26 protein-coding genes and 1 tRNA gene are annotated in these 25391 nt (G+C 61.1%); 17 read left to right on the forward strand and 10 right to left on the reverse strand.

The annotated features are described in order from the left end of the window. Positions 1-65 precede the first annotated feature (65 nt). Positions 66-683 (reverse strand): 16S rRNA (guanine(527)-N(7))-methyltransferase RsmG, encoded by a 618-nt coding sequence (gene rsmG, locus GM79_RS12220; RefSeq protein WP_035564310.1) that lies wholly within the window; start codon positions 681-683, stop codon positions 66-68. A gap of 191 nt (positions 684-874) precedes the next feature. Here rsmG and GM79_RS12225 point away from each other — a divergent pair, with 191 nt between their 5' ends. After that, positions 875-1621: a DUF2975 domain-containing protein gene (locus GM79_RS12225; protein WP_035564230.1), complete on the forward strand. Its 747-nt coding sequence runs from the start codon at positions 875-877 to the stop codon at positions 1619-1621. After that, entirely contained in the window at positions 1621-1854 is a 234-nt protein-coding gene (locus GM79_RS12230) for a helix-turn-helix domain-containing protein (RefSeq protein WP_035564232.1), read from the forward strand. The genes GM79_RS12225 and GM79_RS12230 overlap by 1 nt, the downstream gene beginning before the upstream one ends. Before the next feature lie 105 nt (positions 1855-1959). Here the strand turns inward: GM79_RS12230 and GM79_RS12235 are convergent, their stop codons facing one another. Both GM79_RS12235 and GM79_RS12240 read right to left on the reverse strand, forming a co-directional pair. Then, positions 1960-2583, reverse strand: coding sequence for an RNA polymerase sigma factor (locus GM79_RS12235; protein WP_035564233.1), 624 nt, complete (start codon positions 2581-2583; stop codon positions 1960-1962). Beyond that, positions 2574-3665 (reverse strand): glycosyltransferase, encoded by a 1092-nt coding sequence (locus GM79_RS12240; RefSeq protein ID WP_051718833.1) that lies wholly within the window; start codon positions 3663-3665, stop codon positions 2574-2576. Before GM79_RS12240 ends, GM79_RS12235 begins: the two co-directional genes overlap by 10 nt. Before the next feature lie 217 nt (positions 3666-3882). Between GM79_RS12240 and tgt the strand changes: the two genes are divergently transcribed. Continuing rightward, positions 3883-5013: a tRNA guanosine(34) transglycosylase Tgt gene (tgt, locus tag GM79_RS12245; protein WP_035564235.1), complete on the forward strand. Its 1131-nt coding sequence runs from the start codon at positions 3883-3885 to the stop codon at positions 5011-5013. A 173-nt stretch (positions 5014-5186) separates the two neighbouring features. Here tgt and GM79_RS12250 read toward each other — a convergent pair whose 3' ends face one another. Then, positions 5187-6170, reverse strand: a complete 984-nt coding sequence (locus tag GM79_RS12250) for a GDP-mannose 4,6-dehydratase (protein WP_035564237.1) — start codon at positions 6168-6170, stop codon at positions 5187-5189. A 224-nt stretch (positions 6171-6394) separates the two neighbouring features. Here GM79_RS12250 and GM79_RS12255 point away from each other — a divergent pair, with 224 nt between their 5' ends. The 6 genes from GM79_RS12255 (at position 6395) to GM79_RS12280 (ending at position 12816) form a co-directional block, all read left to right on the forward strand. After that, positions 6395-7144, forward strand: a complete 750-nt coding sequence (locus GM79_RS12255) for a glycosyltransferase (RefSeq protein WP_035564312.1) — start codon at positions 6395-6397, stop codon at positions 7142-7144. Then, positions 7137-7793, forward strand: coding sequence for a lipid-A-disaccharide synthase N-terminal domain-containing protein (locus GM79_RS12260; RefSeq protein WP_035564239.1), 657 nt, complete (start codon positions 7137-7139; stop codon positions 7791-7793). The genes GM79_RS12255 and GM79_RS12260 overlap by 8 nt, the downstream gene beginning before the upstream one ends. Before the next feature lie 42 nt (positions 7794-7835). After that, positions 7836-8744 (forward strand): glycerophosphodiester phosphodiesterase, encoded by a 909-nt coding sequence (locus tag GM79_RS23070; protein ID WP_051718834.1) that lies wholly within the window; start codon positions 7836-7838, stop codon positions 8742-8744. Between the two features lie 14 nt (positions 8745-8758). Further along, a complete protein-coding gene (locus GM79_RS23075) occupies positions 8759-10465 on the forward strand; it encodes a glycosyltransferase family 39 protein (RefSeq protein ID WP_051718835.1) in 1707 nt (568 codons plus the stop codon). 243 nt (positions 10466-10708) lie between these two features. After that, entirely contained in the window at positions 10709-11788 is a 1080-nt protein-coding gene (locus GM79_RS12275; protein ID WP_035564241.1) for an LptF/LptG family permease, read from the forward strand. 116 nt (positions 11789-11904) lie between these two features. Continuing rightward, positions 11905-12816 carry a DMT family transporter gene (locus tag GM79_RS12280; RefSeq protein WP_035564243.1) on the forward strand — a complete coding sequence of 304 codons (912 nt, stop codon included), beginning with the start codon at positions 11905-11907 and terminating at the stop codon, positions 12814-12816. Here the strand turns inward: GM79_RS12280 and ispE are convergent. Further along, positions 12813-13634, reverse strand: a complete 822-nt coding sequence (gene ispE / locus GM79_RS12285; protein WP_035564315.1) for a 4-(cytidine 5'-diphospho)-2-C-methyl-D-erythritol kinase — start codon at positions 13632-13634, stop codon at positions 12813-12815. The two genes, GM79_RS12280 and ispE, sit on opposite strands and share 4 nt — an antisense overlap. 47 nt (positions 13635-13681) lie before the next feature. On the opposite strand from ispE, the gene GM79_RS12290 reads away from it, so the two are divergent. From GM79_RS12290 to GM79_RS12300, 3 genes are all read left to right on the forward strand, one after another. Next, positions 13682-14323 (forward strand): sugar transferase, encoded by a 642-nt coding sequence (locus GM79_RS12290; protein ID WP_051718836.1) that lies wholly within the window; start codon positions 13682-13684, stop codon positions 14321-14323. Positions 14324-14331: 8 nt separating this feature from the next. After that, entirely contained in the window at positions 14332-15027 is a 696-nt protein-coding gene (locus tag GM79_RS12295; RefSeq protein WP_051718837.1) for an acetyltransferase, read from the forward strand. 78 nt (positions 15028-15105) lie between these two features. Then, positions 15106-16266, forward strand: a complete 1161-nt coding sequence (locus tag GM79_RS12300; RefSeq protein WP_035564245.1) for a DegT/DnrJ/EryC1/StrS family aminotransferase — start codon at positions 15106-15108, stop codon at positions 16264-16266. A gap of 22 nt (positions 16267-16288) precedes the next feature. Here the strand turns inward: GM79_RS12300 and GM79_RS12305 are convergent, their stop codons facing one another. The 5 genes from GM79_RS12305 to atpD all read right to left on the reverse strand — a co-directional run bounded on the left by GM79_RS12305 (position 16289) and on the right by atpD (position 21784). Continuing rightward, positions 16289-17392 (reverse strand): DUF3616 domain-containing protein, encoded by a 1104-nt coding sequence (locus GM79_RS12305; RefSeq protein WP_035564247.1) that lies wholly within the window; start codon positions 17390-17392, stop codon positions 16289-16291. A gap of 117 nt (positions 17393-17509) precedes the next feature. Beyond that, positions 17510-18640: a trans-sulfuration enzyme family protein gene (locus GM79_RS12310; protein WP_035564248.1), complete on the reverse strand. Its 1131-nt coding sequence runs from the start codon at positions 18638-18640 to the stop codon at positions 17510-17512. Positions 18641-18698: 58 nt separating this feature from the next. Then, entirely contained in the window at positions 18699-19757 is a 1059-nt protein-coding gene (locus GM79_RS12315) for an AI-2E family transporter (protein ID WP_035564249.1), read from the reverse strand. A 142-nt stretch (positions 19758-19899) separates the two neighbouring features. Continuing rightward, complete coding sequence (gene atpC, locus GM79_RS12320; RefSeq protein WP_035564318.1) at positions 19900-20145, reverse strand: ATP synthase F1 subunit epsilon; 246 nt, start codon at positions 20143-20145, stop codon at positions 19900-19902. Between the two features lie 133 nt (positions 20146-20278). Further along, the gene (gene atpD, locus GM79_RS12325; protein WP_035564250.1) at positions 20279-21784 is read right to left on the reverse strand and encodes a F0F1 ATP synthase subunit beta; all 1506 of its coding nucleotides are present in this window, start codon (positions 21782-21784) and stop codon (positions 20279-20281) included. 276 nt (positions 21785-22060) lie between these two features. Between atpD and GM79_RS12330 the strand changes: the two genes are divergently transcribed. From GM79_RS12330 to pth, 5 genes are all read left to right on the forward strand, one after another. Further along, positions 22061-22133: transfer RNA gene (locus tag GM79_RS12330), tRNA-Gln, on the forward strand. Positions 22134-22312: 179 nt separating this feature from the next. Continuing rightward, positions 22313-23239 carry a ribose-phosphate pyrophosphokinase gene (locus GM79_RS12335; protein ID WP_035564252.1) on the forward strand — a complete coding sequence of 309 codons (927 nt, stop codon included), beginning with the start codon at positions 22313-22315 and terminating at the stop codon, positions 23237-23239. A 59-nt stretch (positions 23240-23298) separates the two neighbouring features. Next, positions 23299-23874, forward strand: coding sequence for a hypothetical protein (locus GM79_RS12340; protein ID WP_035564253.1), 576 nt, complete (start codon positions 23299-23301; stop codon positions 23872-23874). A gap of 82 nt (positions 23875-23956) precedes the next feature. Next, complete coding sequence (locus GM79_RS12345; RefSeq protein ID WP_035564254.1) at positions 23957-24529, forward strand: 50S ribosomal protein L25/general stress protein Ctc; 573 nt, start codon at positions 23957-23959, stop codon at positions 24527-24529. Between the two features lie 201 nt (positions 24530-24730). After that, entirely contained in the window at positions 24731-25297 is a 567-nt protein-coding gene (gene pth / locus GM79_RS12350; protein WP_035564257.1) for an aminoacyl-tRNA hydrolase, read from the forward strand. Positions 25298-25391 lie beyond the last annotated feature (94 nt).

Here is a 25391-nt window from a genome sequence, read left to right on the forward strand (position 1 = left end):
GCTATGCCGAGCGTAGCCGAGGCATGGCGTTCTGTTGGCAAAAGCTGCGGGCGGCTACCGGGCCCCTACTTCGCGGCTACGAAAACCACCTTTTTGGTTTCGTAAAATTCTTCGCTGAAAAAGTTGCTCAGGTCGGTTACGCGGGCTTTCAGGCCGGACTCGGCAATTTCCTCGGTCAGGTCGCCGCCTTTGAGGTAGTAGAGGCCGGTGCCGGGGGCGCCCTGGGGTTTGTAGCGGTTGGCTATCCAGGGGTGGAAGGTGGCCAGGCGCGCCACGGCCCGGCTCACCACGAAGTCGAACTTCTGGCGGACCTGCTCGGCGCGGGTTTGCTCGGCGGTCACGTTGTCGAGGCCCAGAGCGGCGGCCATGAACTGCACGGCCCGGATTTTTTTGCCGATGCTATCTACGAGGTGGAACTGCACTTCCGGAAACATGATGGCCAACGGCAGGCCGGGCAAACCGCCGCCGGTGCCCACGTCGAGCACGGCGCTGCCCTTGGGAAACTGGACGACTTTGGCGATGGCCAGGGAGTGCAGCAGGTGGCGCTCCTCGAAGTTCTCCATGTCGGGACGCGACACGAGGTTGATGGTTTCGTTGGTGGCCCGAAACTCAGTTTCCAGCTGCTTAAACAGCTTCAGCTGCTGGGCGGTGAGGTCGGGGAAGTAGTGCTGCAGAAGGTTCATAGGTGCAAAGTTGCACGGTTCGGCGGTATTGGGCCACCGGCGGTGGGCTTGCGTGCGGTGCAACCGCTTCATGGGAATGGACACCTGAACTTGATTGCATCACAATATAAATTTACTTTTTATCAACACATATTTATTGAATATCAATAAATATGTGTTCCTTTGCTGCCGGTAATTAATTCTTATTCGTCATGCAAAAAGAAAAAATGAAGCATTGGTTTGGCCTGAAAAGCCTGTTGCTCCTAAGCCGGGTGGTAGTGGGCCTGCTGCTGTTTGGTACCTTCGTGTTTTCAATCCAAGCAATTGGAAGAACGTATGATATTGCCACCGGAGGCTCCGAAGTGCGGCTGGCACTGAACACTTTTTCGCCCAATTTATTCCCGGCGATACACGACACCAAGGCGGGGCTCGACGACGGCTGGCACGGCCGCCCCCTGCGCGCAGACCGCGGCCCCCTGCCTGCTCTACAAGTTGCTGCTCCGGATTTTGAGCTGGCGGCCAACCCACGCGAACCACTCCTGCGCTACCGCGAGCCCACACCCTGGAAACGTGTGGCTTTGTTTCACCTGGGGGCTTCCGACAGCCTCTTTTCCCTACCCTGGCTGTTTTTCCTGAGCATCGGCAGCTGCTTGCTGTGGCGGCTGCTACGCGACGTAACGCCCGCCACGCCGTTCACTTTTGCCAACGCCCGGCGGCTTAGCAACCTGGCGCTGCTCGTGCTCGGCTCATACATCTGGGAGCAAGTGGCCTACGTGCTGGTGCGGGCGCTTGTGCCCGCTTTCAGGGCGCCGGGGCTGGCCGAAACCCTCAACCACCACGTATCGCTAAACACCGAGCACACGTTGCCGAGTGTGTGGGTAGGCGTTGGGCTGACCGTCATCGCCTTGGTGTACCGGCGCGGCGTGGAACTGAGCCAGGAGGCCGAACTCGTTATCTGATGCCGATAATTGTAAACCTCGATGTGATGCTGGCCCGGCGCAAAATGACCCTCAGCGCCCTGGCCGAAGCCGTCAACATCACGCTAGCCAACTTGTCCATCCTCAAAAGCGGTAAGGCCAAAGCCGTGCGATTCAGCACGCTGGCGGCTATTTGCCAGGCGCTGGAATGCCAGCCTGGGGACCTGCTCGAACACCGCCCCGACCCGCGCGACTTGCGCTCGGCAGAGGAGTGAGGTAAGCTTTAGCTTGCCGTCTTATTCACTACCCTTTCCGGCAAGCTAAAGCTTACCTCACAAAAAAAGCCCCAACCTGCGTTGGGGCTTTTTCATGATTCCCGATTAAATAATCTGCTTGGTGTGCTTCACCATGTCGTAGAGCAGCTCGCGGGCGCGGTGGAGCTGGGCTTTCACGGTGCCGAGTGGGGCTTTGAGCTCGGTGGCGATTTCCTCGTAGCTGAGCTCGTCGAAATAGCGCAGGCTCACAAGGCGCTGGTACTTGTCGGGCAGGCGCGACACGACGTGGCGCATGATTTCGATTTTCTGGTTGCGTACGGCGTGCTCGGCTGGGTTCAGGTCGGTGTCGCGGAAATCGATGGTGATTTCGTCGCCGTTGTCCACCTTGATGGCGGAGTCAATCGACATGGTTTTGATTTTATTCTTGCGAATAAAGTCGATGCAGTTGTTGGTGGCAATGCGGAATAGCCACGTGCTGAACGCATACTCGGGGTTGAACTTGTGCAGGTTGCGGAAGGCTTTGGCGAAGGCTTCAATAGTGAGGTCCTCGGCGTCGTCCTGGTTGCGCACCATCTTGAGCACCACGTGGTAAACGGGCTTTTTGTAGATGTGCATCAGCTCGGCGTAGGCCTTCTCATCGCCGTGGTCCACGGCGGCGCGAATCAGCTTAAAGTCGTGCTTGGCTTTAGCTGAAAACTGCTTTTGAATATCTTGATTATTTACTTCCATCGAAGGGTGCGGTTAAGGAATAGCGAGATTCCCAGGGCCAGGTATTGAACGAAATAGACTACATCGAGCACAGGAAGCAATCCGACGGTTACGGACTGGCCGAGGCGGCGACTTAGGCGGGCGTACACGGCGCTCACAAACAACGTTCGGAGGGCGCATACTACTGCCAAAGGTATCCAATTGTTTGGCGAAAATACTAGTGCAACGGCGGCTAAATAAAACAACATATTGGCTACTAAGAAGGTGCCCAACCGCAAACGGTCAGGAAAACGGTAGGCCCGGCCCGCTGACAAATGCCGCCGTTTTTGGTGCCACCATGCCGCCCAGGAGGCTGCGGGTTCACTCAGGGTTTGGGCAGAAGGGTCGGCCACTACAGCTACGCGCTGGCCGGCCCGCACGGCATCCTGCACCAGCAGGTCATCGTCGCCGGAAAGCTGGCGAATGTGGGAAGCGAAACCCTTGGTGGCTGTGAAGCAGGCCCGGGTGTAGGCCAGGTTGCGGCCCACGCCCATGTAGGGCCAGCCTCGCCAGGCAAAGCTGAGGTACTGAGCGGCAGTGAGCAACGTCTCGAAACGGATGAGCTGATTGAGAAAGCCTGGGGCTGTGGTGTAGGCTGAGAAACCAACCACCAAATCGGCGGCCTGGCCGTGGGCCGAAAACCCGCGCTGCATGAGGCGCAGCCACTGGTTGGTGGCCGGAATGCAGTCGGCATCGGTGAAAAGCAGGCGCGGATGGCGGGCGGTTTTAATGCCCAGGGTGAGGGCGTACTTCTTGGGCGCGAAGTCCCGGGGCGTGCGGGCCACACTCACCAGGCGCACTTTGTCGTGGTAGTACTGGGCCAGCTGCTGGGCGTAGAGGTAGGTATCGTCCTCGCTGCGGTCGTCGATGAGGATGATTTCGAAGCCGGCGAGGTAGTCCTGCTGCAGGAGCAGAGGCAGCAGGCGGCGCAGGTTGTCGAGCTCGTTGCGGGCGCAGACGATGACGGAAACGGGTTCGGTGTCGGGGCCAGGCGCGTCGGCCGGGGCTTCGGGGGCGCGGCGGGCGAAAGGCCAGAAGAAATACGCCGCGTAAAAGAGCTGCACCCCGACGCACGCAAGCAACAACCAGAAAAACGGGGACGTGGGAACGGAGAACTGCAACGCGGAAGCATATTTGAAGGGCCGGCAAAAGTACGGGACGCCGGGCGGGCGCGGTATCTTTGCCGGAAGTGTTGGGGGTTGAGATTTGAGTGTTGGGGGAAGCACCGGTTCGCTTCAACAACTCAACACTTCGCACTCTACGCCCACTACTGCTTTGCTTATGACTTTCGACCTTCTTGCCCAGGACCCCGCGACCAAAGCCCGCGCCGGCCGCCTGGAAACAGCGCACGGCACCATTGAAACCCCCATTTTTATGCCCGTGGGCACGGCTGGCACCGTGAAAGCGGTGTCGCAGCACACCCTCAAAGCCGACATCAACGCCCAGATTATTCTCGGCAACACCTACCACCTGTACCTGCGGCCGGGCCTCGACGTGCTGCGCGCCGCCGGCGGCCTGCACAAGTTTAACGGCTGGGACCGGCCCATTCTCACGGACTCAGGCGGGTACCAGGTGTATTCGCTCAGCAACACCCGCAAAATCAAGGAAGAGGGCGTGAAATTCCGCTCGCACATTGACGGGAGCCAGCATTTGTTCTCGCCGGAGGGCGTAATGGACATTCAGCGCGTGATTGGGGCCGACATTATTATGGCCTTCGACGAGTGCACGCCCTGGCCTTGTGAGTACGACTACGCCGCCCGCTCCCTCGACATGACGCACCGCTGGCTGCAGCGCTGCATTCAGCGCTTCGACAGCACCGAGGGCCTGTACGGCTACCAGCAGGCGCTTTTCCCAATTGTGCAAGGCAGCACGTTCAAGGACTTGCGCATCAAATCGGCGGAGTTTATCGCGGCGCAGGGGCGCGAGGGCAACGCCATTGGCGGCCTGAGCGTGGGCGAGCCCGCCGAGCTGATGTACGAAATGACCGAGTTGGTCTGCGATATTCTACCCAAAGACAAGCCCCGCTACCTGATGGGCGTGGGCACGCCGGCCAATATCCTGGAAAACATTGCCTTGGGCGTGGACATGTTCGACTGCGTGATGCCCACCCGCAATGCCCGCAACGGCATGCTCTTCACCACGCAGGGCATTATGAACGTGACGAATAAAAAGTGGGCCACCGACTTCTCTCCCATCGACGCCGAATTGGGTGGGCACGCCAGCACGTTTTACTCCCGGGCCTACCTGCGGCACCTCTTTCAGTGCAAGGAAATGCTGGGGCCGCAAATTGCGTCGGCGCACAACTTGGCCTTCTACCTATGGCTGGTGAAGGAAGCCCGCCAGCAAATCGTAGCCGGCACCTTTGGCCCCTGGAAAGACCGAATGGTGAAACAGGTGATGACGCGGTTGTAGTGGTGCAGCTTTCCCAGACGCAAACCCCATCCCCTAACCCCTTCCCCTCCGGGAGAAGGGGGACTAATTCTAGTCATAGTATTTTGGCAGCTAGAATTTTAAAGCTAAAAGCTAGTCCCCCTGCCCCCGGAGGGGAAGGGGCTAGGGGAAGGGGTTTGCGCCTGGGCGAAGTGTTAATGCTCACTCACCACAACTTCGCCCGGCGCTGGCAGCCAGGCCACAAACTGACGCAGGCCTTCAGCCAGGCTGGTTTGGGGGGCGTAGCCGAATAGGCGTTGGGCCTTGCTGATGTCGGCAAAGGTGATGTCGACATCGCCGGCTTGCATGGGCTGGAAGGCGAGTTCGGGCTGAACGCCAACGGCGTGGCCCACGGCGGCGATTAGCTCCAGCAAGGGCACGGGGTGGTGGTTGCCCAGGTTCACGGTTTCGAACACGCCGGTGTGGTCGAGCAGGTAGCGCACGCCCCGGGCAATGCCGTCCACGGTATCGGCCACGTAGGTGTAGTCGCGAGCCGTGCTACCGTCACCGAACACGGGAATGGCCTTGCCGGCCTGCAGCAGGCGCGCAAACTTGTGAATAGCTAAGTCGGGGCGCTGGCGGGGGCCGTACACGGTGAAGAAGCGGGCGTTCAGGGCATCCAGCTGGTAGAGGTGGTGGTAGGTGTGCACGAGCTGCTCGCCGGCCAGCTTGGTGGCCGCGTAGGGCGAAATGCAGGTGGCCAGCGTGTTGACATCTTCCCGAAAAGGCTGCTCGGGCGCGTTGCCGTAGACGGACGACGACGAGGCAAAAAACAGCTTGCGGCGGCCCCCCAAGCGCATCCATTCCAGCAGGTGCCCGGTGCCCAGCACGTTGTTTTCGAGGTAGGCGGCGGGGTCCTGCACCGAAGGGCCCACGCCAGCCTTGGCGGCCAAGTGCACCACCACATCTACTGCAATGGCGGGCAGCGCGGCGGGGCCGTGGCGCAGGTCAGCTTCGTGAAAGGTGAAGTGCGGGTGCCCGGCAAAGGCCGCCAGATTGGCTTCTTTGATGGCCCGCGGGTAGAAAGGGTCGAAATTATCGAGCCCCACCACGCGGTAGCCGTCGGCCAAAAGCCGCTCGCAGAGGTGCGAACCAATAAAGCCGGCGCAACCGGTAACGAGAACAGTGGGAAATGGCAAGTGAATGGGCGGATTGAGGCGAACGGACCGGAAAAGTACGAACAAGGCCCCTCTTCAGCAGAAGAACCGACGGACGGGCCGGGGTGAAATCGGGCTTGTCTGTGCAGAGCCCAAAGCAGGGCCACACGTTGTTCTGCTGGCCTGCGGGAAGCCAGGGGCCTCGCGCTTGGCCAAAACGTGCCGAACTTGCAGCGGCTTTCGGGCCTTTCATGCAGCAAATCATTATGTCATCATCTGAATACCTGGCCCGGCAGCAGCTCACGGTGCTGGTGCCCGTGTACAACGAAGAAGAGAGCCTGGGGCAATTTGTGCTCGAAATGAACAAGTTTCTGGCCGAAACCCCGGTGCCCACCACCGTGCTGTTTGTGAACGATGGCAGCACCGATGGGTCGCTGGCCTTGTTGCGCGACATTTGCAAAGCGGCACCGCAGTACGAGTTTATTTCGCTGCGCCTCAACAGCGGCCTGAGCACGGCCATCAAAGCGGGCATCGACCATTGCCGGGGCACACTGGTGGGCTACATCGACAGCGACATTCAGACCTCGCCAATGGATTTCCTGAAGTTCTTCGAATTCTTTCCGGAGTTCGACATGGTGAACGGCATCCGGGCCAAGCGGCAGGACACGGCGGTGAAAAAGCTGTCGTCGAAAATAGCCAACACCGTGCGCCGCGCCCTCATCAACGACGGCATTGAGGACACCGGCTGCCCGCTGAAAATCATGAAGATTGAGTACGCCCGGCGCGTGCCGCTCTTCCACGGCATGCACCGCTTTTTGGGCGCGCTGGTGCAGCTGCAGGGTGGGCGCGTGAAGCAGCTGCCGGTGCAGCACTTTCCGCGCTTTGCCGGCACGGCCAAGTACAACCTCTGGAATCGGGCCTGGAAGCCGCTGGTCGACACCTTCGGCTTCCGCTGGATTCGCAGCCGCTGGAAAAATTACGAAATAGGCGAGCAGCACACCGGCGACCATGCTTAAAACCGAAACCGTGGCGCTGGGCATAGGCCTGCTGGCGCAGGGGCTGTTTTCGAGCCGCATTGTGCTGCAATGGGTGCAGAGCGAGCGGGCCAAGCGGGTGCTGGTGCCCACGCTATTCTGGAAAATCAGCCTCATTTCGTCGCTGATGATGATAGGCTACGGCATGCTGCGGCACGACCCCGTCATTCTCGGCGCGCAAATCATCAGCTACGGCATCTACATCCGCAACCTGCAGCTGCTGGGCGACTGGCGCAAGCTGCCGCAGGTGTTCCGGGTGGGCGCCTACGTGCTGCCGGTGCTGGCCTTGGGCTGGTTTGTGGTGGGCACGCCGCATTTCAGCCTGTGGACTATGCTGAACACCCCCATTCCGGGTGGCTGGCTGGTGCTGGGGGCCGTGGGGCAGAGCGTGTTTCTGCTGCGCTTCGTGTACCAGTGGCTCTATTCGGAGCGCAAGGGCGAGTCGGTGCTGCCGCTGGGGTTCTGGGTGGTGAGCCTGGCGGGCTCGGTGCTTATTCTGGCCTACGCCCTGCTGCGCAACGACGCCGTGCTGCTGCTCGGCAACGCCTTCGGCACGGTGGTGTATGCGCGCAATATTGTGCTCATGCGGCGCGAGCAGCAGCAGTTGGCGGCTGGCAAAGTGGCGCAGTAACTACTTGGCATTCACTCAAACACGACAGCTGTTCAGTTACGCATGCGAACCAAAATTCTTCTCATCCTGGCCGCTGCGCTTGCCCTGGGCTGGATGTGGCTGCGCTACTGGCAGTACGCGGCCATCGCCTTGCCCGCTACGGCACCCCGGCCGCTGGTACTGGGCCATGCGGGCTCGGGCTTTTTCACGCCCTTCAACCCCTTCAATCCGCTGCCGCCGAGCAGCCTGGCGGGCGTGCGGCACGCCCTGGCCCAGGGTGCCGATGGCGTGGAAATCGACGTGCAGCTCAGCCAGGACAGCGTGCTAATGCTCTACCACGACCAGGAGCTCAACAACAGCACGGCCGGCGGCACGGGCTGCGTAAGCCAGTACCCGGCCGCCGAGCTGGTGCAGCTGCGCTACCAGGGCGGGTGGCCCTACGACTGGTTCCAGGAAGAGCGGGTGGCTGCACTGGACACATTACTGGGGGAGTTCAAGCAAAAGGCTACTTTTCCTTACCTGCACTTCGACCTGCACGAAGAAGATGCGTGTGCCGCTCCAAAAAAGACCTATGCCCGCTCGCCGGTGCTGGCCCGGCAGCTGGTGCGACAGCTGGTACGGCACCAGGTGCCGCTGGGCCGGGTGCTGGTGACCAGTATGCGATTGCCCACCCTGAAATACGTGCGCACCCTACTCCCAGCCGTGCCCGTGGCGCTGGAAATAGTGCTGAAGTTTGACTCCGTCTTTGCGCAGGCCCAGGCTGCGGGCATTAAGACGGTGTTGGTGAAAAAGGACCAGATTACGCCCGAGCGGGCCGCCCGCATACAGGCGGCCGGCATGCAGCTCGTGCTCTTTGGCGGGCGCAGTGCGGGAGCCATGAAAAAGCAGCTGGCCTTTGGCCCCCACGCCATCGAAACCGACAACGTGACGGGCCTGCTTTCTTTACTGAACCGCCCGGTAGGCAAGGAATAAGCCCCGCTTTATTTATGGAACCAACTCTCCAACGCCCTTCGGTTTTTGCTCAAAAGTGGGTGCGGCTGCTCGCCATTTTGGCCGTTTGCGGCTGCAATTTCTTTGCTCACCTGGGCGTGCTGGAAGTGGGCCTGATGGAGGCCCGCAACTTCGTGGCGGCGCGCGAAATGGCGGCCGGCGGCTCCTGGCTGGTGCCCACCATGAACGGACAGCTGCGCCTGGCCAAGCCGCCGCTGCCTACCTGGGCCGTGGCCACGGTGATGCAAGCCACCGGCAACACCACCGACCCGGCCCTGCTGCGGCTGCCGGCAGCGGCCATGGCCACCCTACTGGTGCTGTTTTTCTGGGGCCTGACGCGGGAGCTGACCCGCGATACCGAAGCCGAAACGCTGGCCCCTGGCCGCACGGCCTGGCTGGCGGCGCTGGTGCTGGGCAGCAGCCTGCTCACCATCACGGTGGGCCGCGAGGGGCACTGGGATATTTTCTCCAACAGCTTCGCCGTGGGCAGCCTGTGGCTGCTAATGCGCGGCTGGAACCGCCCGCCGGGCTCCTACGCGTCGTTTGTGGGAGCCGGGGTGCTGCTGGGCTGCACCTTCCTGAGCAAAGGGCCGGTGAGCCTATACACCATTGTGCTGCCGTTTGTAGCCATGCTGGCTACCCGCTGGCAGCCGGGCGGTCGGGCCAAGCTGCGGGCGCACTGGCGCGGCACGGCGGTGGCCGTAGTCATCATGGCGCTGATTGGGGGCGCGTGGCCGGTTTATATCTGGCAGCACGTGCCGGCCGTGGCCGCCGCCGTGGCCCGCACCGAAGCCAGCTCCTGGGGCGACCGGCACGTGCAGCCGCTGTGGTACTACTTCAACTTCGCGGTCTTTGCCGGGGTGTGGGCGGTGGTGGCGCTGGCCGCGCTGGCGGTGCCGTATGCGCGGCGGCGGGCTGCTCCTTTTATACCGTATGCGTTTGCCTTGGCCTGGCTGGTGGCGTCGCTGGTGCTGCTGAGCGTGGTGCCCGAGAAAAAGGAGCGGTACATGCTGCCGCTGCTGCCGCCGCTGGCCCTGCTACTCACCGGGCTGCTGCGCTACTGGGAACAGGAATGGACCAGCCGGCGCGCGCTGCCGACCAAGGCCGACAACTGGCTACTGCGCGGCTGGGCCGGAGTGCTGGTGCTGGCTTGCCTGGCCCTGCCGGTCTTTTTGAGCGTAACGCGCTTGCCTGGCTTCGGCTTTGCTTCGCTGCCCTTTGCCGCCACCGTGCTGGTGTTTGGCGCGCTGGCTGTGTGGGTGGGCTGGGGCGGCTGGGGCCAGCGCCGGCCCGCGGTACTCATCACCGCATCGGCCCTCACCATGAGCGCGCTGCTGGTCCTGCTGGTACCCGCCTACCCGCTGCTACGCGCCCGACGGGCCGACGCCGGCCTGCGGCACCTGTCAGAGGCCCGCACCACGCCTAGCTGGCAACAAAAGCAGTGGCTGGCCCTCGACGAGCTGCACCTGACGCAGGTGTGGGCCGCGGGCCGGGCGGTGCCCACCTGGGTTGCCCCGGCCGATAGCTTGCCCGCGCTGCCGGCCCTGGTTTTTGCCGCCACACCGCTGGCCCAGCGGCTGCCCGCCGCATGGCGGGGCCGCATAGGCATTGCCAGCACCGATAGCTTTTACCTGGGCACCAAACGCCGCGACGGGCAGTTTTTCGTGGCGGTACTGGAGGCCGCCCCGGCGCCTGGCCAATAGCGCGGGCCGTACCTTTGACGATGCCCGATGGGCGGCGGAAAACGTCGCGGCAATATCTCGCCCGGTTGGGCAGTTAGGGCGGGGGCGTGTTTAGCGCTCGCGCAAGAGTAACGGTAGCAAAAAGGTAGCAAAAATTTGGTCATGCCGAGCGCAGCCGAGGCATCTCGCTCGCTTCGTTGAACGGGGCGAGCGAGATGCCTCGGCTGCGCTCGGCATGACAGTTAAATTTAGACGGAGCTGTTCATGAATATTCTCGATAAATACATTATTAAGAAGTTTCTCGCCGCGTTTTTCTTCTCGGTGGTTATTCTGGTATCGGTTATCTGCGTTATTGATTTCACTGAGAAAAACGACGATTTTATTCAGCATAATCTGTCGATGTCGAAAATTATTTTCGGCTATTACCTCTACCTGTTTCCGTATTTCGCCAACCTGCTTTCCCCGATTACCATATTTATTGCCGTCGTATTTGTGACGGCGCAGCTGGCGGCGCGCACCGAAATTGTGGCCATTCTGGCCAGCGGCGTGAGTTTCAAGCGGCTAATGCTGCCGTATGCCATTGGCGGCGCGGTGGTGGGGCTGCTCATTTTTGGGCTCACGGGCTGGGTGCTGCCCATTGGCAATAAGTCGCGGGTGGCATTTGAGCGGGCTTATACCAAGCGGCCGTACCGGTTTCAGGGGCGCAACGTGCACTACAAAATTGGCCCGCGCCATTACGTGTACATGGAGAGCTACGACAACGTGAACAACATCGGCTTTCACTTCGCGCTCGAAACCGTGGACGGTACCATCCTGCGCCGCCGCCTCACGGCTGATGCCATCAGCTGGGATTCCATCAAGCATGTGTGGCATCTTTCGCCGCAGCTGGTGCGCACGTTTCAGGGGCCGAAGGACGAGCGGCTGCAAACCATGCCGGCCCGCGACACCACGCTCAACCTTTTTCCCAAGGACTTCGCCAGCACCTACCGCCTGGCCGAAACCATGACCCTGCCCGAGCTCAACGCCTTCATCCGGACCAAGATTGAGCGCGGCGCCGACGACACGCAGCTCTACCTGAGCGAGCGTTACGAGCGGTATTCGTACCCCTTCGCCATCGTGGTGCTCACCTTGATTGGCGTCATTCTCAGCGCCCGGAAGTCGCGCGCCGGCGTGGGCGGGCAAATTGCGCTGGGCTTCGTGCTGGCGTTCGTGTTCATTATTTTTGTGATGCTGAGCCGCAACCTCGCGCAAGTAGGCAGCCTCGACCCCCTCATTGCCGCTTGGGTGCCCAGCACGGTTTTCACCATCATCGGGGTGGTTCTGTACCGGTTTGTACCCAAGTAGTCTTTAGGGTTTTTAGGGTAGGAGGGTAAGGGGGTAGGAGTTATTGGGACCATACCCTCCTACCCCCATACCCTAACACCCTCTTACCCTCACACCCTCTTACCCTAAAACTTCCCTTGCTCAAAGACTACCTCAAACTCCACTTTATCGTGCTCCTGTGGGGCTTCACGGCCATTCTGGGCAAGCTGCTCACGGTGCCGCCGGTAGAGCTGGTGTTTTGGCGCACGCTGCTGGCCGCGGCCGGCCTGGCGGTGCTGCTCGTGGCCCGGAAACAGGTGTGGCGCATTCCGGCGGGGCAGGCGTTACGGCTGTTGGCGGTGGGCGCGTTGGTGGCCGCGCACTGGATTACCTTTTTTCTGGCGGCGCGGCTCTCGTCGGTGAGCGTGTGCCTGGCGGGCCTGGCCACGCTGGCGCTCTGGACGTCGCTGTTGGAGCCCCTGCTGCTCTGGCGCCGGGTGCGCGGCTACGAAGTGGGGCTGGGTCTCATCACGATGGTGGGTCTGTACCTGGTGAGCCAGGCCGAACTGGACCAGCTGCTGGGCCTGGGCGTGGCGGTGCTGTCGGCGGGGCTATCGGCCCTGTTTAGCGTGCTCAATGCCAAGCTGATTAAAACTCACTCGCCCCTGCGGCTCACGTTTTATGAAATGCTGGGCGCGTGCTTGAGCATCGTGCTCTTCTTCCCCATCTACAGCCGGTACTTCACCCAGGGCCAGGGCTTGCAGCTGGCCTGGCACGGCTACGACTGGCTCTGGCTGCTGCTGCTGGCCGGCGTGTGCACCGTGTACGCCTTCTCCACCTCGGTGGAGCTGATGAAGCGCCTCTCCCCTTTCGCTGTGAACCTGACCATTAACCTGGAGCCGGTGTATGGCATCGGGTTGGCGGTGCTCATCTTCGGCAGCCAGGAGCGCATGGCCACGGGCTTCTACCTGGGCACGCTACTCATCGTCATCAGCGTGCTGATTCACCCGCTGGTAGCCCGGCTGATGAAGAGCAAGAAATCCGCGCCGACGCCGGTTATGCCGGTTTAGAGCACGCCCTGCCACACCGTGTACTCGGCGGGCCATTGCAGCGTTGCGGGCTGATTTGCATTCCACAACCCGTACACTGCCGAACCCGAACCTGACAGGCTCGCATAGCTAGCACCGGCGGCGTAGAGCTGCTCCTTAATGGCGGCCAGCACGGGATATTTAGGAGCCAGCGACTGCTCAAAATCGTTGCGCACGGTGTCGCGCCAGGTTTCCAGCGGCTGCGCCAGCGCCTCCCGCAGCCCGTGAGCAGGTGGCCGCGGCGTGATGCCCGCAAAGGCTTCGGGCGTACTGATGTGCAGATTGGGGTACACTACCACGCACCCGGTACCAGTCAAATTCAAGTCGATTTCCTGAAAAACGTCGCCTCTTTCCACGGCCAGTACCGGCTTGTTCTGGATGAAGAAAGCGCAGTCCGCGCCCAGCCGACGGGCGTATCCTTCCAGGTTTTCGGAGGAAAGTTTCAGCTCAAACAACGCATTGGCCGCTTTCAAAGCGAACGCAGCATCGGCCGAGCCGCCGCCCAGCCCCGCACCGATGGGCACTATTTTGTGCAGGTACATCTGAACCGGGGGCAGCTCGGGAAAATCGTTCTGCAGCAGCTCGTAGGCCCGCACGCAGAGGTTGGTGGCCGGGTCGCCGGGGATGGGGCGGCCGGTGAGGGTGATGCTGGTGGACTCGCCGGTTTCGACCGGTAGAATTTCCAGGGCGTCGGTCCAGGGCAGGGGCAAAAACACCGTTTCCAGGTTATGGAAGCCGTCGGGGCGGCGCTCGGTGATGTAGAGGCCGAGGTTGAGTTTGGCGTTGGGAAACACGAGCATGAGCAGGGCGCAAGCCAAAGCCTGCGCCGCAAAGGTACTTTTGTGCCGTGCCCGCTCCCCATTCTTTTTACGTTCGCCACGGCAAGCGCCTGCTCGACGTGGCCCTGGCCCTGCCGCTGCTGGTGCTCGCGCTGCCGTTGCTGGCCGGGGCGGCCGCGCTGGCGGCCGGGCAAAACCGCGGCCGGGTGCTGTTTCGGCAGGTTCGGCCGGGCTGGCACGGCCGCCTGTTCACGCTCTACAAAATCCAAACGATGACCGACGGGCGCGATACCGACGGGCGCCTCCTGCCCGACGCCGCACGCCTGCCCGCCCTGGGCCGCTGGCTGCGCGCCACCTCGCTCGACGAGCTGCCCCAGCTCTGGAACATCCTGCGTGGCGACTTGAGCCTGGTGGGCCCACGCCCGCTGCTGCCCGAGTATTTGCCGCTGTACTCCCCTGCCCAGGCCCGCCGCCACGACGTGCGCCCCGGCCTCACGGGCTGGGCCCAGGTAAACGGGCGCAACGCCATTTCCTGGGAAGAAAAATTCGCTTACGACGTCTGGTACACAGAAAACGTATCCTGGCGACTGGATATGAACATCTTGTGGCGCACCGCCGGGCGCGTGCTGCGCGGCAGCGGCATCACGGCCCCGGGGCAAGTCACCACGCTGGCCTTTCGGGGCACCCCTCCCCCTCCGCTTTCCCCGTAGATTACGCCATGACCCAGTTATTTTTCTCCGAATACGAAGAAGCTCCGTCCGGTATTCCGCTCGTGATTTTTGGCGCGGGCGGCCTGGGGCGCGAGGTGCTGCTGCTTATCCAGCAGCTCAATGCCGCCACCGCTCCCGCGGCCTGGAACGTGCGCGGCTTCTACGACGACCACGCGCCGACCACTGCCACCGTGGCGGGCCTCCCCTACCTAGGCACTAGCGCCGACCTGAACGCCACCCCCGAACCGCTGGCCGTGGCCGTGGCCGTGGGCAGTCCGGCCAGTCGCGCCGCGGTGGTGGCGCGGCTCACCTCCGCGCAGCTGTCGTTTCCGGTGCTGGTGCACCCAAAAGTCGCTCTGGCTCCGCAGCAGCGCATTGCAGTGGGCGAGGGCAGCATCATTCAGCAAGGCTGCATCCTGACCTGCGACATCACCCTGGGCCGCTTCGTGCTGCTGAATCTCGGCTGCACAATCGGCCACGATGCCGTGCTGGGGGATTTTTCGTCCCTCATGCCGCACGCCAACCTGAGCGGCGCGGCCCGGCTGGGGGCGGGGGCGTACCTGGGCACCAACGCTACGGTTATTCAACATATCAGCATCGGCGAGCACACTATTTTGGGTGCCGGCGCCGTAGCCGTGCGCGACCTGCCCGCCAACGTAACGGCCGTGGGCGTACCGGCGAAGGAATTAAAAATTGAGAATTAAAAATTAAAAACCATGCGCGGCTTAGGCGCTGGTAACGGCTCATTTTTAATTCCTAATTCTCAATTTTTAATTCCCCAAATGCATAGCCAAGACCACGACCGCCTGTTTCTCTCGCCGCCCCACTTAGGCCGCCACGAGATTAACTATGTGCACAAGGCGATTGAGGACAACTGGGTAGCGCCGGCCGGGCCAAACCTGAAAGGTTTTGAGGACGACATCTGCGCGGCAACCGGCGCGGCGCATTGCGTGGCGCTGTCGTCGGGCACGGCGGCCATTCACCTGGGGCTGATTTTGCTGGGCGTGGGCCCCGGCGATGAGGTGCTGTGCCCCTCGTTCACGTTCGTGGCCACGGCCAACCCCATTTTGTACCTCGGCGCCACCCCCGTATTTGTCGACAGCGAAGCCGAAACATGGAACATCTGCCCCGAGCGCCTGCGCGAAGCCATTGTGGACCGCCTGGCCCGAGGCAAAAAGCTTAAAGCCCTGCTGCTGGTGCACCTCTACGGCATGCCCGCCAAGCTCACCGAAATCATGGCCATCGCGGCGGAGTTTGGGCTGCCCGTGCTCGAAGACGCAGCCGAAGCCCTGGGGTCTACCTTCAACAAGCAGCCGCTGGGCAGCTTTGGCAAAGTCGGCGTGTTTTCCTTCAATGGCAATAAAATCCTGACCACCAGCGGCGGCGGCGCCCTGGTTACCACCGATGCCGCGCTGGCTCATAAAACCCGTTTTCTCGCCACACAAGCCAAGGACGACGCGCCCCACTACCAGCACTCCGAAGTTGGCTACAACTACCGCCTGAGCAACGTGCTGGCGGGCATCGGCCGCGGCCAGATGGGCCTGCTGGACGAGCGGGTGAAGCGCCGCCGCGAAATATTTGCCTGGTACCGGGAGCACCTGGCGCACCTGCCGGGCCTCACCGTGGCCCTGGCCCCCGAGCCCACTAGCAGCCGCTCCAACCGCTGGCTCACCACCATCCTCCTGAACGCTCCCGACCCGGCCGCCCCACCCCAGCCCGCCGTCACCCCCGAAACCGTGCGCCTGCAGCTCGAAACGCACAACATCGAAAGCCGCCCGCTCTGGAAGCCCCTGCACTTACAACCCCTGTTCCAGGCGGCGCCCATGTACGGCGGCGCGGTCTGCGCCGATTTGTTTGCCCGCGGCCTGTGCCTGCCCAGCGGCACTGCCATGACCGATACGGAGCTGCGCCGCGTGGCCGGGGCCCTGGCCGAGTGTTTCTAAATTCCAGTCGTTAGTTGCCGGCTCAGTCGGGCAGGCGGTAGGAATCGGCTATTACCTGGTTGGCGCCCGTTTTGCGGGCGTCCGTGGGGCTGTCGAACACGATGAGCACGTGCTGGTCGTCGAGCAGGCCCATGCCTTCGGCCTTATCCTGGCCGGCGGTGGGGCCGTGGCCGTGCGGCACGTCGAAGATGCGTTGCAGCTTTTTGCTCGGCACAAGGCTGTCGGTGGCTTGGTGCGTGGCGTTGGACCAGCGGTAGACGGCAATGGTGCCGTCGAGGTCCATGGTGGGGCCGGCCAGCAGCAGCATGTCGCGGCCGCGCAGGCGCAACTCGCGCACGCCCATGCCGCCCAGGTCCAGGAAATGCTTTTTGTAGTAGGTTTCGGTGGCGCCCTCCACTTTGCCCAGGCGCAGGCGGCCGTGCTTGTCCTCTTCGGGGCGCAGCTCCAGCACCAGCGCCCAGCCACGGAGCACGGGCCCGCGCAAGCCTACAAACAGCTGCCCCTGCCTGCTCACGGCCAGTCCTTCAATGTCGAGCCCGTTGTCTTTGCCCGGAATCTTAGCGAAGTGTTTCAGGTGCGGGTCGTGGGCCAGCAGGTCCATCAGCTCGTTGGTTTTACCGGTGCCGTGCAGTTGAGCGGCGGTCAGCGTTTGGTCCTTTTCGGTGGGGTGCGGCGCGGATTTGTGCAGCTCGTAGTCGCCTGTTTCTCGGTTCAGCAGCAGCGGAATGCGGGCCAGCAGGTAGCGGTTGGCGTCGGATACGGTTTTCGCCAGCTTTTTAATTTGCTTGGCTACGTTGGCGTCGTCGGCATCGGGCTGCTTGCGCTTGAGGCCGTGCGAGCCCAGCAGCCAGAGGTAGTGCCCGGCTTCTCCAATGCCTTCGATATCGACTTCCACATCGACCCCACCCGGCAGGTCCAGGAAATCGGTTAGCTTGTAAGAAAAATGCGCGCCGAATTCATTGCTCCCGGTGCGCCGCAGCCGTTCCACTGTCGTGCGCTCATCGCAGGTTAGCCACAGGTTGTCACCGGTGCGCAAGGTGGTCGAGAGCCCATCGCGCACGTGTTTTTTGTCGGCGTTTAAGCTGAGCTTAGGGTCGAAGTGGAGGGTTTGGGGCTGGCGGCGCATGGAAGACGGGAATATATATGTACACGCCAACCGGCCCAATCGGGCCAAAGTTTTGGGCCGCATCTGACGGTCCCTATTTACGCAGCGTACCCGCAATAGCGGCCTTGTTTATCCAGGCTAGGCCAGCGCGTGTGCCAAATCCGCCAGCAGCTCCTCCACCGGCTCAATGCCCACGCTCAGCCGCACCAGCCCCACGGTAATACCCAACTCCTGCCGCTGCGCATCCGTCAGCGCCCGGTGCGAGGTATAGAGCGGATGCGAGCACGACGAGTCCACGCCTGCCAGCGAGGGCGCAAACGGAAACCGCTGGCTCCGCTGCATAAAGCGGTTCACCACCGCGGCATCGTCGGGCAGGCGCATCGAGAGCATGCCACCAAACAGGCCGTGGCCCTGCCCGGCGGCCAGCTCGTGCTGCGGGTGCGTGGGTAGGCCGGGGTAATACACCGCCTCCACGGCCGGATGCACCTCCAGAAACTCCGCCACTTGCTGGGCGTTGTGGCTGTGCGCGGCCACGCGCAGCCGCAGGGTTTTCAGGCCGCGTACACTCAGCCAGCTTTCCATGGGGCTCAGCGTAAGGCCGAATACGGTGCCGATTTGGCGCAGCCGCGCGGCGTCTTCGGGCGTGCGGGCTACCACGGCCCCGGCCGTCACGTCGGAATGGCCGGCCAAATATTTAGTCACGCTGTGCAGCACCAAATCGGCGCCGTGCGCCAGCGGCTTGGTAATCACGGGCGTGGCAAAGGTGTTGTCCACCACCAGCTTCACACCGTGCCGGTGGCACTCCTCGGCAATGGCGCGCAGGTCCACCACGCGCAGCAGCGGGTTGCTCATCGTTTCGCACAGCAGCAGCTTGGTGCTGGCCTGCACGTGGGACTTGAGGTCATATAGCTCCTCAAACGGCACGTAGCTCACGCCTATGCCCAGCCGCGACAGCTCCAGGTTGAGCAGGGCTGCCGAGCCGCCGTAGATGTCGGCGGCGCACAGCACGTGGTCGCCGGCTTGGCAATACGTCATCAGGGCCGCGAAAATGGCGGCCATGCCCGAGCCCGTGGCCAGCGCACCGGCGCCACCTTCCCAATGGTTCACGGCCGCGGCCAGCTCGTCGGAGTTGGGGTTGCCGTTGCGCGAGTACAGGTAGCGGCTGCCGGGCTCGTCGAAGTATTGCTGCACCGCATCCAGGTCGTCGAACTTGAAAACGGACGTTTGGTAAATTGGGGTGATTTTGGGATGGATAGCCGTTGGGTTCATACAGGCAGCGAGTGGGAATAGGTGCGGCAAAGGTCGGCAACGGCATCCGGCTTCGCCACTAGCTGGTTTTCTCTTCCATCGCCCGCCGATTTTCGCGCCGGAATACCTCCATCAATACCAGAAAGTAGGACACCAGCAGCGGCCCAATAACCAGCCCAATCAGCCCGAACATCTCCACGCCCAGCACCAGCCCCACCAGCGTCACCAGGGGGTGAATATCGCCCATACGCTTCGCCAGCATGATGCGCAGCAGGTTGTCCACGTTAATAATCACGATAAAGCCCACCAGCAGAATGCCAAGCGCCTGCCCGTTCTGCCCTTGCGAAAACTGATACAGCGCCGCCGGCCCCCACACTAGCGGCGTACCCAGCACCGGCAAAAACGCCATAAAAAACGCCACCACTCCCCAGAACACCGGGTCAGGCACGCCAAAAATCAAAAGCGTGAGCCCGGTCAATACGCTTTGCACCATAGCCACCAGCACCTGCCCCAGCACGTTAGCGTTCACGTTGTTTCTCAACGACTCGCCCAGCTCCTCCAGCGTCTCGTTCCGGAACGGCAGGTACCGGTGCAGGCCCAGCATAAAGTACGTTTCCTGCATAAACAGGTAGTACATCGTGAACAGCATCAGCCCCACCACCACCAGAAAATTGAGGGCGCTGCTGGCCAGCGTGGGCACCCAGCTGCTCACCTTGGCGGCGCCCTGCAGCAGTATTTGCCGCACGTTCAGCTGCTCCGTGATGGTGAAGCCCGTGGCCGCCTCCACCTTGTGCAGCGCGTCCAGGATGCGCTCGGGGTGCCGGGCAAACGTCACGAGTCGCTCCAGCAGCAGGGAGCTCAGGGCGTAGAAAGGCACCACCAGCACCACCACCGTCACCAGCAGAATGCCAATGGTAACCAAGCGGTGGTTCCATTTGCGGCGGTGCACCAGCGCCACCCACCACGGCCGGAACACCACAAACAGAATACCCGCCGCCAAAAACGCCGTCAGGTACTGCGCCAGCCCCACCACCATCAGCCCGGCCAGGCTCACAATGGAGAGCACCAGCAGCACGTAGCGCTGCCGGGGCGTGTAGATATTTTCGACGTATGCGAAGGGTTTGGGAGGTCGGTGCATGGCAAAAGATTAACAAAGTCCCGGCCCACCACCTGAGGGCATCGCCGTGGGGCTACAACGCAAAAAGCCGTTCCTGCCAGGCAAGAACGGCTTTTTAAAACATAAATCGCAATCGCGCAGCGTAGCCGGGGTTCGCTGGCAGTTACGCCACAACGCCCTCGGCCAGCACTATCACGTTGTTGCGCAGTACTTCCACCACGCCGCCCTCGATGCGTATGGCCTCGCGGCCGGCCGCGCCGGTCAGGGTAACGTTACCGGCCTTCAAGGCGGCAATCATCGGGGCGTGGTTGTTCAGCACTTCAAACAAGCCATCGGCACCCGGAAACTGGGCCGACGTCACTTCGCCTTCGAATACCTTGCGGTCGGGGGTGATGATTTCTAAATGCATGTTTTTATAAAATGTCAGGCTAATAAAGAACGTCATGCTGAGCTTGCCGAAGCATCTCTACCGCGCAACTAATCTATTTTAGTATGGCGGTAGAGATGCTTCGGCAAGCTCAGCATGACGTTCCGCTTACCACTTATCGGGCTTCAGCAATCAGCTTCTCGCCTTTCGCCATGGCATCCTCAATGGTGCCCACCAGGTTGAAGGCCGCCTCGGGGAGGTGGTCGTATTTGCCGTCGATGATTTCGTTGAAGCCTTTGATGGTGTCCTTGATGTCAACGAGCACGCCCTGCAGGCCGGTGAACTGCTCGGCCACGAAGAAGGGCTGCGACAGGAAGCGCTGCACCCGACGGGCGCGGTTCACTACCTGCTTGTCTTCTTCCGACAGCTCGTCCATGCCCAGAATGGCGATGATGTCCTGCAATTCTTTGTAGCGCTGCAGAATCTCCTTCACGCGCTGGGCGGTGTCGTAGTGCTCAGCGCCCAGCACGTCGGCCGAGAGAATGCGCGAGGTGGAGTCCAGCGGGTCCACGGCGGGGTAAATGCCCAGCTCCGCAATTTTGCGGCTCAGTACCGTGGTGGCGTCCAAGTGGGCAAACGTGTTGGCCGGAGCCGGGTCCGTCAAGTCGTCGGCAGGCACGTACACGGCCTGCACCGAGGTGATGGAACCGCGCTTGGTGGAGGTGATGCGCTCCTGCATGGCACCCATTTCGGTAGCCAGCGTGGGCTGGTAACCTACGGCCGAAGGCATCCGGCCCAGCAGAGCCGATACTTCCGAACCCGCCTGCGTGAAGCGGAAGATGTTATCGATAAAGAACAGGATGTCGCGGCCGGCACCGGTGCCGTCGCCATCGCGGAAGCTTTCGGCAATGGTCAGGCCCGACAGGGCCACGCGGGCGCGGGCTCCGGGAGGCTCGTTCATCTGGCCGAACACCAGCGTAGCCTGCGACTTGAGCAGCTCTTTCTCGTCTACTTTCGACAAGTCCCAGCCACCGGCTTCCATCGAGTGCTTGAACTCTTCGCCGTAGAGAATGATGTTGGATTCGATGAATTCGCGCAGCAAGTCGTTGCCCTCGCGGGTACGCTCACCCACACCGGCAAACACCGACAGGCCTTCGTAAGCCTTGGCTACGTTGTTCACCAATTCCATGATGAGTACGGTTTTGCCCACACCGGCACCGCCGAAGAGACCAATTTTACCGCCCTTCACGTAGGGAGCCAGCAAGTCAATTACCTTGATGCCGGTATAGAGGATTTCCGACGACGTGGCCAGGTCCTCAAACGCCGGGGGCAGGCGGTGAATGGGCAGCGGGCCATCCGACTTGGGCTGGGGAATGCCGTCGATGGCCTGTCCAATTACGTTGAACAGGCGGCCTTTCACGCCTTCGCCGGTGGGCATCGACATGGGGGCGCCCAGGTCGCGCACAATGGCGCCACGGGTCAGACCCTCGGTCGAGTCCATGGCGATGGTCCGAACCCGGTCCTCGCCCAAGTGCTGCTGGCACTCCAGTACGACCACCTGGCCGTTGTCTTTGGTGACTTCGAGCGCGTCGAGGATGTTGGGCAGCTTCGTGTTCTCGCCCGCGAAGCTCACGTCCACTACGGGGCCGATGACCTGGGTGATTTTGCCGGTATTCGCCATTGAGGTGTATTTATAAGAAAGATGATGCGTTTTTCAGGCCGCAAAATTACGGCAGAAGCGCGGCTTTTCCAACCCGCACCCATTTCGGCACCCGGCCTGCGTTTAAACAGCCCTGAGCAACATTACCTTGTGAAAATCAGGCAGAAAAGCCGATTTCGAGGCTTTTGACAGGTGGTCGGCGCAATTTTCTTGCAAAAATATTTCACAAAATCCTTGCCTCGAATTTTTCCCGTAGTACATTTGCACTCCCAAACGGCACGTAGCCCAATGGGAAACTGTCCGATGGTGTAACTGGCAACACGCTTGATTTTGATTCAAGAAAGTCCAGGTTCGAGCCCTGGTCGGACAACGACAAAGCTCGAGTAAACGCAAGGCGCTGGCTTCTCCAAATTTCCGGAGTGGTCAGCGCCTTTCGCTTTTTCCAATTTGCCCGGCACGGGAAGCTTTCGCTTGCTGCGCCAGGCCATCAAGCAGTTCATCAACCTTCGGCAAGCTAACGCTTGCCGCACAAAATCAGCACCTTCCCCAATGAAACAGGTCAAAATATTCGCCGGCAGCGCGTCGCGCGCCCTCGCCGAAAATATTGCTGCCGCCTACGGCACGCCCCTCGGCGCCCTCACCCTGCAGCGCTTCGCCGACACCGAGATGGGGCCCAGCTTCGACGAGAGCGTACGCGGCTGTGAGGTATTCCTCATCCAAAGCACCTTCCCGCCCTCCGACCACCTCATGGAGCTCATGCTGATGGTGGACGCCTGCAAGCGCGCCTCGGCCCACCGGGTCAACATTGTGATGCCTTATATGGGCTACGCCCGCCAGGACCGCAAAGACAAGCCGCGCGTGAGCATTGGGGCCAAGGTGGTGGCCAACATTATTCAGAGCGTGGGCACCGACCGCGTGATGACCTGCGACCTGCACGCCGGCCAGATTCAGGGCTTCTTCGACGTTCCGGTCGACCACCTCGACGGGGCCACCGTGTTGGCGCCCTACATCAAGTCGCTCAACCTCGAAAACCTGATTTTTGCTTCGCCCGACGTGGGCGGCGTGGTGCGCACCCGCGCCTTCGCCAAAAAATTCGGGGCCGAAATCGTGGTCTGCGACAAGATGCGCCTGCGGGCCAACGAAATTGCCTCCATGCAGGTGATTGGCGACGTGAAGGGCATGGACGTGGTGTTTGTGGACGACATGGTGGACACCGCCGGCACCATCTGCAAAGCCGCCGAGTTGGTGATGGAGCGCGGCGCCAAATCGGTGCGCGCCGTGGTAACGCACCCACTGCTGAGCGGCCCGGCCCACGAGCGCATCCGCAACAGCGTGCTCACCGAGCTGATTACGACCGACACCATTCCGCAACACCAGGAAAACGAGAAAATCCACGTCATCACGCTCGCCCCGCTCTTTGCGCAGGCCATCCGCAACGTGGTGACGCACGAAAGCATCAGCTCGCTGTTTGTGTAAAGCTGGCGCCGGCTGAGTCGGATACTGGCGAAAACCATCTTTACTATCTACTTTCTCTGATGCCATCCTTTGGTTGCGGGCTTACCTTAATCGTCGGCGTCCTGATTTTTGCACTAGGCAACGCGCAAGCCCAATCGTCCAGCTCATGGCCGGTCACTCGGCTCGACTCCGTGGCCTCGGTTAGCATGCCTTACAGTGGCAGTATCAACGAGGAGTTGGCGGCTGAGGGAGTGGTTATGTACCGCACTCCTGTTTCCGACAACAATTTCGATGTTCTCATTATCACACCAAAGCTAGACCAGCCCCTTATGCCCGGCGAGTGGATGGTGATGGACACCAAAAAGGTCTTAGCGCAGGTAATGAAACTACCCGACAAGCTATTTACCCGTCCCAAGCTGCAATCCAGTTATTCCGTAACGTTGCCCAGCGCTCCCAATGGCCGGGCGGAGCATCAGGTATATAGCGGTTTCGATGCCTTCCATCAGACAGACGCCAGCATGGAACTCACGTGGGTTATTGTTGGCTCGTCCTTGTACATTTTCCGCTGCTCTACTCAGTTGCCGCAAGAAGCAGAGACAGCTGAAGACATGAAGCACTTTTTCACCACCATAGCGTTCAAGCAACCTCAGCCCTAGGTTTTCACGAGCACAATCGGTACCTTTGCGGCCCGTTTCGGCAAAGGTGCCGATGCGGAAATCACCACAAAAACCACTTTTTATGAAAAGCCTCGAGATTGTAGGGTTTAAAAGAGCGAATCTCGGTAAAACTGACTCCAAGGCCTTGCGCTTGGACGCTCAGGTACCGTGCGTATTATATGGCGGCAAGGACACCGTGCACTTCTCCGTGCCCGCTATCCTGTTCCGCGAATTGTTGTACACGCCGGAGGCTCACATTGTGGACCTGAACGTGGAAGGCACCATGTACAAAGCCATTGTACAGGACTCCCAGTTTCACCCCGTGAACGAAATGCTCCTCCACGTTGACTTCCTGGAATTGGAAGAAGGCAAAGAGGTGAAAATGGACATCCCCGTGAAATACATCGGTGTTTCGCCCGGCGTACTGGCCGGTGGCAAGCTGGTGAGCAAGCTGCGCAAAGTGCGCGTGCGTGCCACGATGGACAACCTCCCCGACTATGTGGAAGTGAACATCAGCGGCATGGAGCTGGGCAAATCCATTAAGGTAGGTGCTGTAGAAGCCAAAGACTACACCATCCTGACCAGCAAGGAGGCACCCATCGCCACCATCACCATCCCACGTGCGCTGAAAGGCGAACTGGCCGCCAGCAAGTAATAATCACGGATTTTTCGGATTATAGCTGGATTAATCAGATTTTGTAGCTGGTTAATTGCTGCCTTCGAAGAGCCGCTCCAATTAGTTGGGGCGGCTCTTTATTCTTTATTGGTAAAGACTGGTTGAAGCATTCGTTGCCGCCCCGCGCGGGCGCGCACAAAATCCGAAAAATCCGTGTGTCATCCGAAAAAACCGTGATTTATGAAGTTTCTGGTTCTCTGCCTGGGCAACATTGGCCCCGAATATGCCGACACCCGGCACAACATCGGGTTTATGGTGGCCGATTATCTGGCCGCCAAATTTGACGCGCCGCGTTTCGAAATTGGCCGCCACGCCTTCGTCACCGAATTCAAGCACAAAGGCCACGCCTACACGCTGGTGAAACCCACCACCTACATGAACCTGAGCGGCAAGGCCGCCGCCCATTGGCTGGCTACACTCAAAATCTCCGTGGAAAACATGATTGTGGTGACCGACGACCTGGCCCTGCCCTTCGGCAAATTGCGCCTCAAAGGCCAGGGCTCCGCCGGCGGCCACAATGGCCTGAAGGACGTTCAGGCCACCCTGAACACCGACGTGTACGCCCGGCTGCGCTTTGGCGTGGACGCTAATTTCCCCAAGGGCCGGCAGGTAGATTACGTATTGAATCCATTCTCGGCAGACGAATTGATTGAACTGCCGACGCGGATTGAAAAATCTGCTGATGCGATATTAGCCTTTGGTGCGATGGGTTTGGAACGGGCCATGAACGTGGTGAATGTGAAGTAGGCATTCCCATTCACCTGGCGTTGTGTCATAAAACAGAAGCCCCCGATTCGCTAATGAATCGGGGGCTTCTGTTTTAGACAGCTAATCGGGAAGT

The organism is Hymenobacter sp. IS2118, from assembly GCF_000715495.1.
Classification (GTDB): domain Bacteria; phylum Bacteroidota; class Bacteroidia; order Cytophagales; family Hymenobacteraceae; genus Hymenobacter.

Bases quoted from the DNA above. Each gene is read 5' to 3' on its own strand.
- rsmG (WP_035564310.1), bottom strand. From the start codon at position 683: ATGAACCTTCTGCAGCACTACTTCCCCGACCTCACCGCCCAGCAGCTG.
- GM79_RS12225 (WP_035564230.1), top strand. From the start codon at position 875: ATGCAAAAAGAAAAAATGAAGCATTGGTTTGGCCTGAAAAGCCTGTTG.
- GM79_RS12230 (WP_035564232.1), top strand. From the start codon at position 1,621: ATGCCGATAATTGTAAACCTCGATGTGATGCTGGCCCGGCGCAAAATG.
- GM79_RS12235 (WP_035564233.1), bottom strand. From the start codon at position 2,583: ATGGAAGTAAATAATCAAGATATTCAAAAGCAGTTTTCAGCTAAAGCC.
- tgt (WP_035564235.1), top strand. From the start codon at position 3,883: ATGACTTTCGACCTTCTTGCCCAGGACCCCGCGACCAAAGCCCGCGCC.
- GM79_RS12255 (WP_035564312.1), top strand. From the start codon at position 6,395: ATGTCATCATCTGAATACCTGGCCCGGCAGCAGCTCACGGTGCTGGTG.
- GM79_RS12260 (WP_035564239.1), top strand. From the start codon at position 7,137: ATGCTTAAAACCGAAACCGTGGCGCTGGGCATAGGCCTGCTGGCGCAG.
- GM79_RS23070 (WP_051718834.1), top strand. From the start codon at position 7,836: ATGCGAACCAAAATTCTTCTCATCCTGGCCGCTGCGCTTGCCCTGGGC.
- GM79_RS23075 (WP_051718835.1), top strand. From the start codon at position 8,759: ATGGAACCAACTCTCCAACGCCCTTCGGTTTTTGCTCAAAAGTGGGTG.
- GM79_RS12275 (WP_035564241.1), top strand. From the start codon at position 10,709: ATGAATATTCTCGATAAATACATTATTAAGAAGTTTCTCGCCGCGTTT.
- ispE (WP_035564315.1), bottom strand. From the start codon at position 13,634: ATGCTCGTGTTTCCCAACGCCAAACTCAACCTCGGCCTCTACATCACC.
- GM79_RS12295 (WP_051718837.1), top strand. From the start codon at position 14,332: ATGACCCAGTTATTTTTCTCCGAATACGAAGAAGCTCCGTCCGGTATT.
- GM79_RS12300 (WP_035564245.1), top strand. From the start codon at position 15,106: ATGCATAGCCAAGACCACGACCGCCTGTTTCTCTCGCCGCCCCACTTA.
- GM79_RS12305 (WP_035564247.1), bottom strand. From the start codon at position 17,392: ATGCGCCGCCAGCCCCAAACCCTCCACTTCGACCCTAAGCTCAGCTTA.
- GM79_RS12310 (WP_035564248.1), bottom strand. From the start codon at position 18,640: ATGAACCCAACGGCTATCCATCCCAAAATCACCCCAATTTACCAAACG.
- GM79_RS12315 (WP_035564249.1), bottom strand. From the start codon at position 19,757: ATGCACCGACCTCCCAAACCCTTCGCATACGTCGAAAATATCTACACG.
- atpC (WP_035564318.1), bottom strand. From the start codon at position 20,145: ATGCATTTAGAAATCATCACCCCCGACCGCAAGGTATTCGAAGGCGAA.
- atpD (WP_035564250.1), bottom strand. From the start codon at position 21,784: ATGGCGAATACCGGCAAAATCACCCAGGTCATCGGCCCCGTAGTGGAC.
- GM79_RS12335 (WP_035564252.1), top strand. From the start codon at position 22,313: ATGAAACAGGTCAAAATATTCGCCGGCAGCGCGTCGCGCGCCCTCGCC.
- GM79_RS12340 (WP_035564253.1), top strand. From the start codon at position 23,299: ATGCCATCCTTTGGTTGCGGGCTTACCTTAATCGTCGGCGTCCTGATT.
- GM79_RS12345 (WP_035564254.1), top strand. From the start codon at position 23,957: ATGAAAAGCCTCGAGATTGTAGGGTTTAAAAGAGCGAATCTCGGTAAA.
- pth (WP_035564257.1), top strand. From the start codon at position 24,731: ATGAAGTTTCTGGTTCTCTGCCTGGGCAACATTGGCCCCGAATATGCC.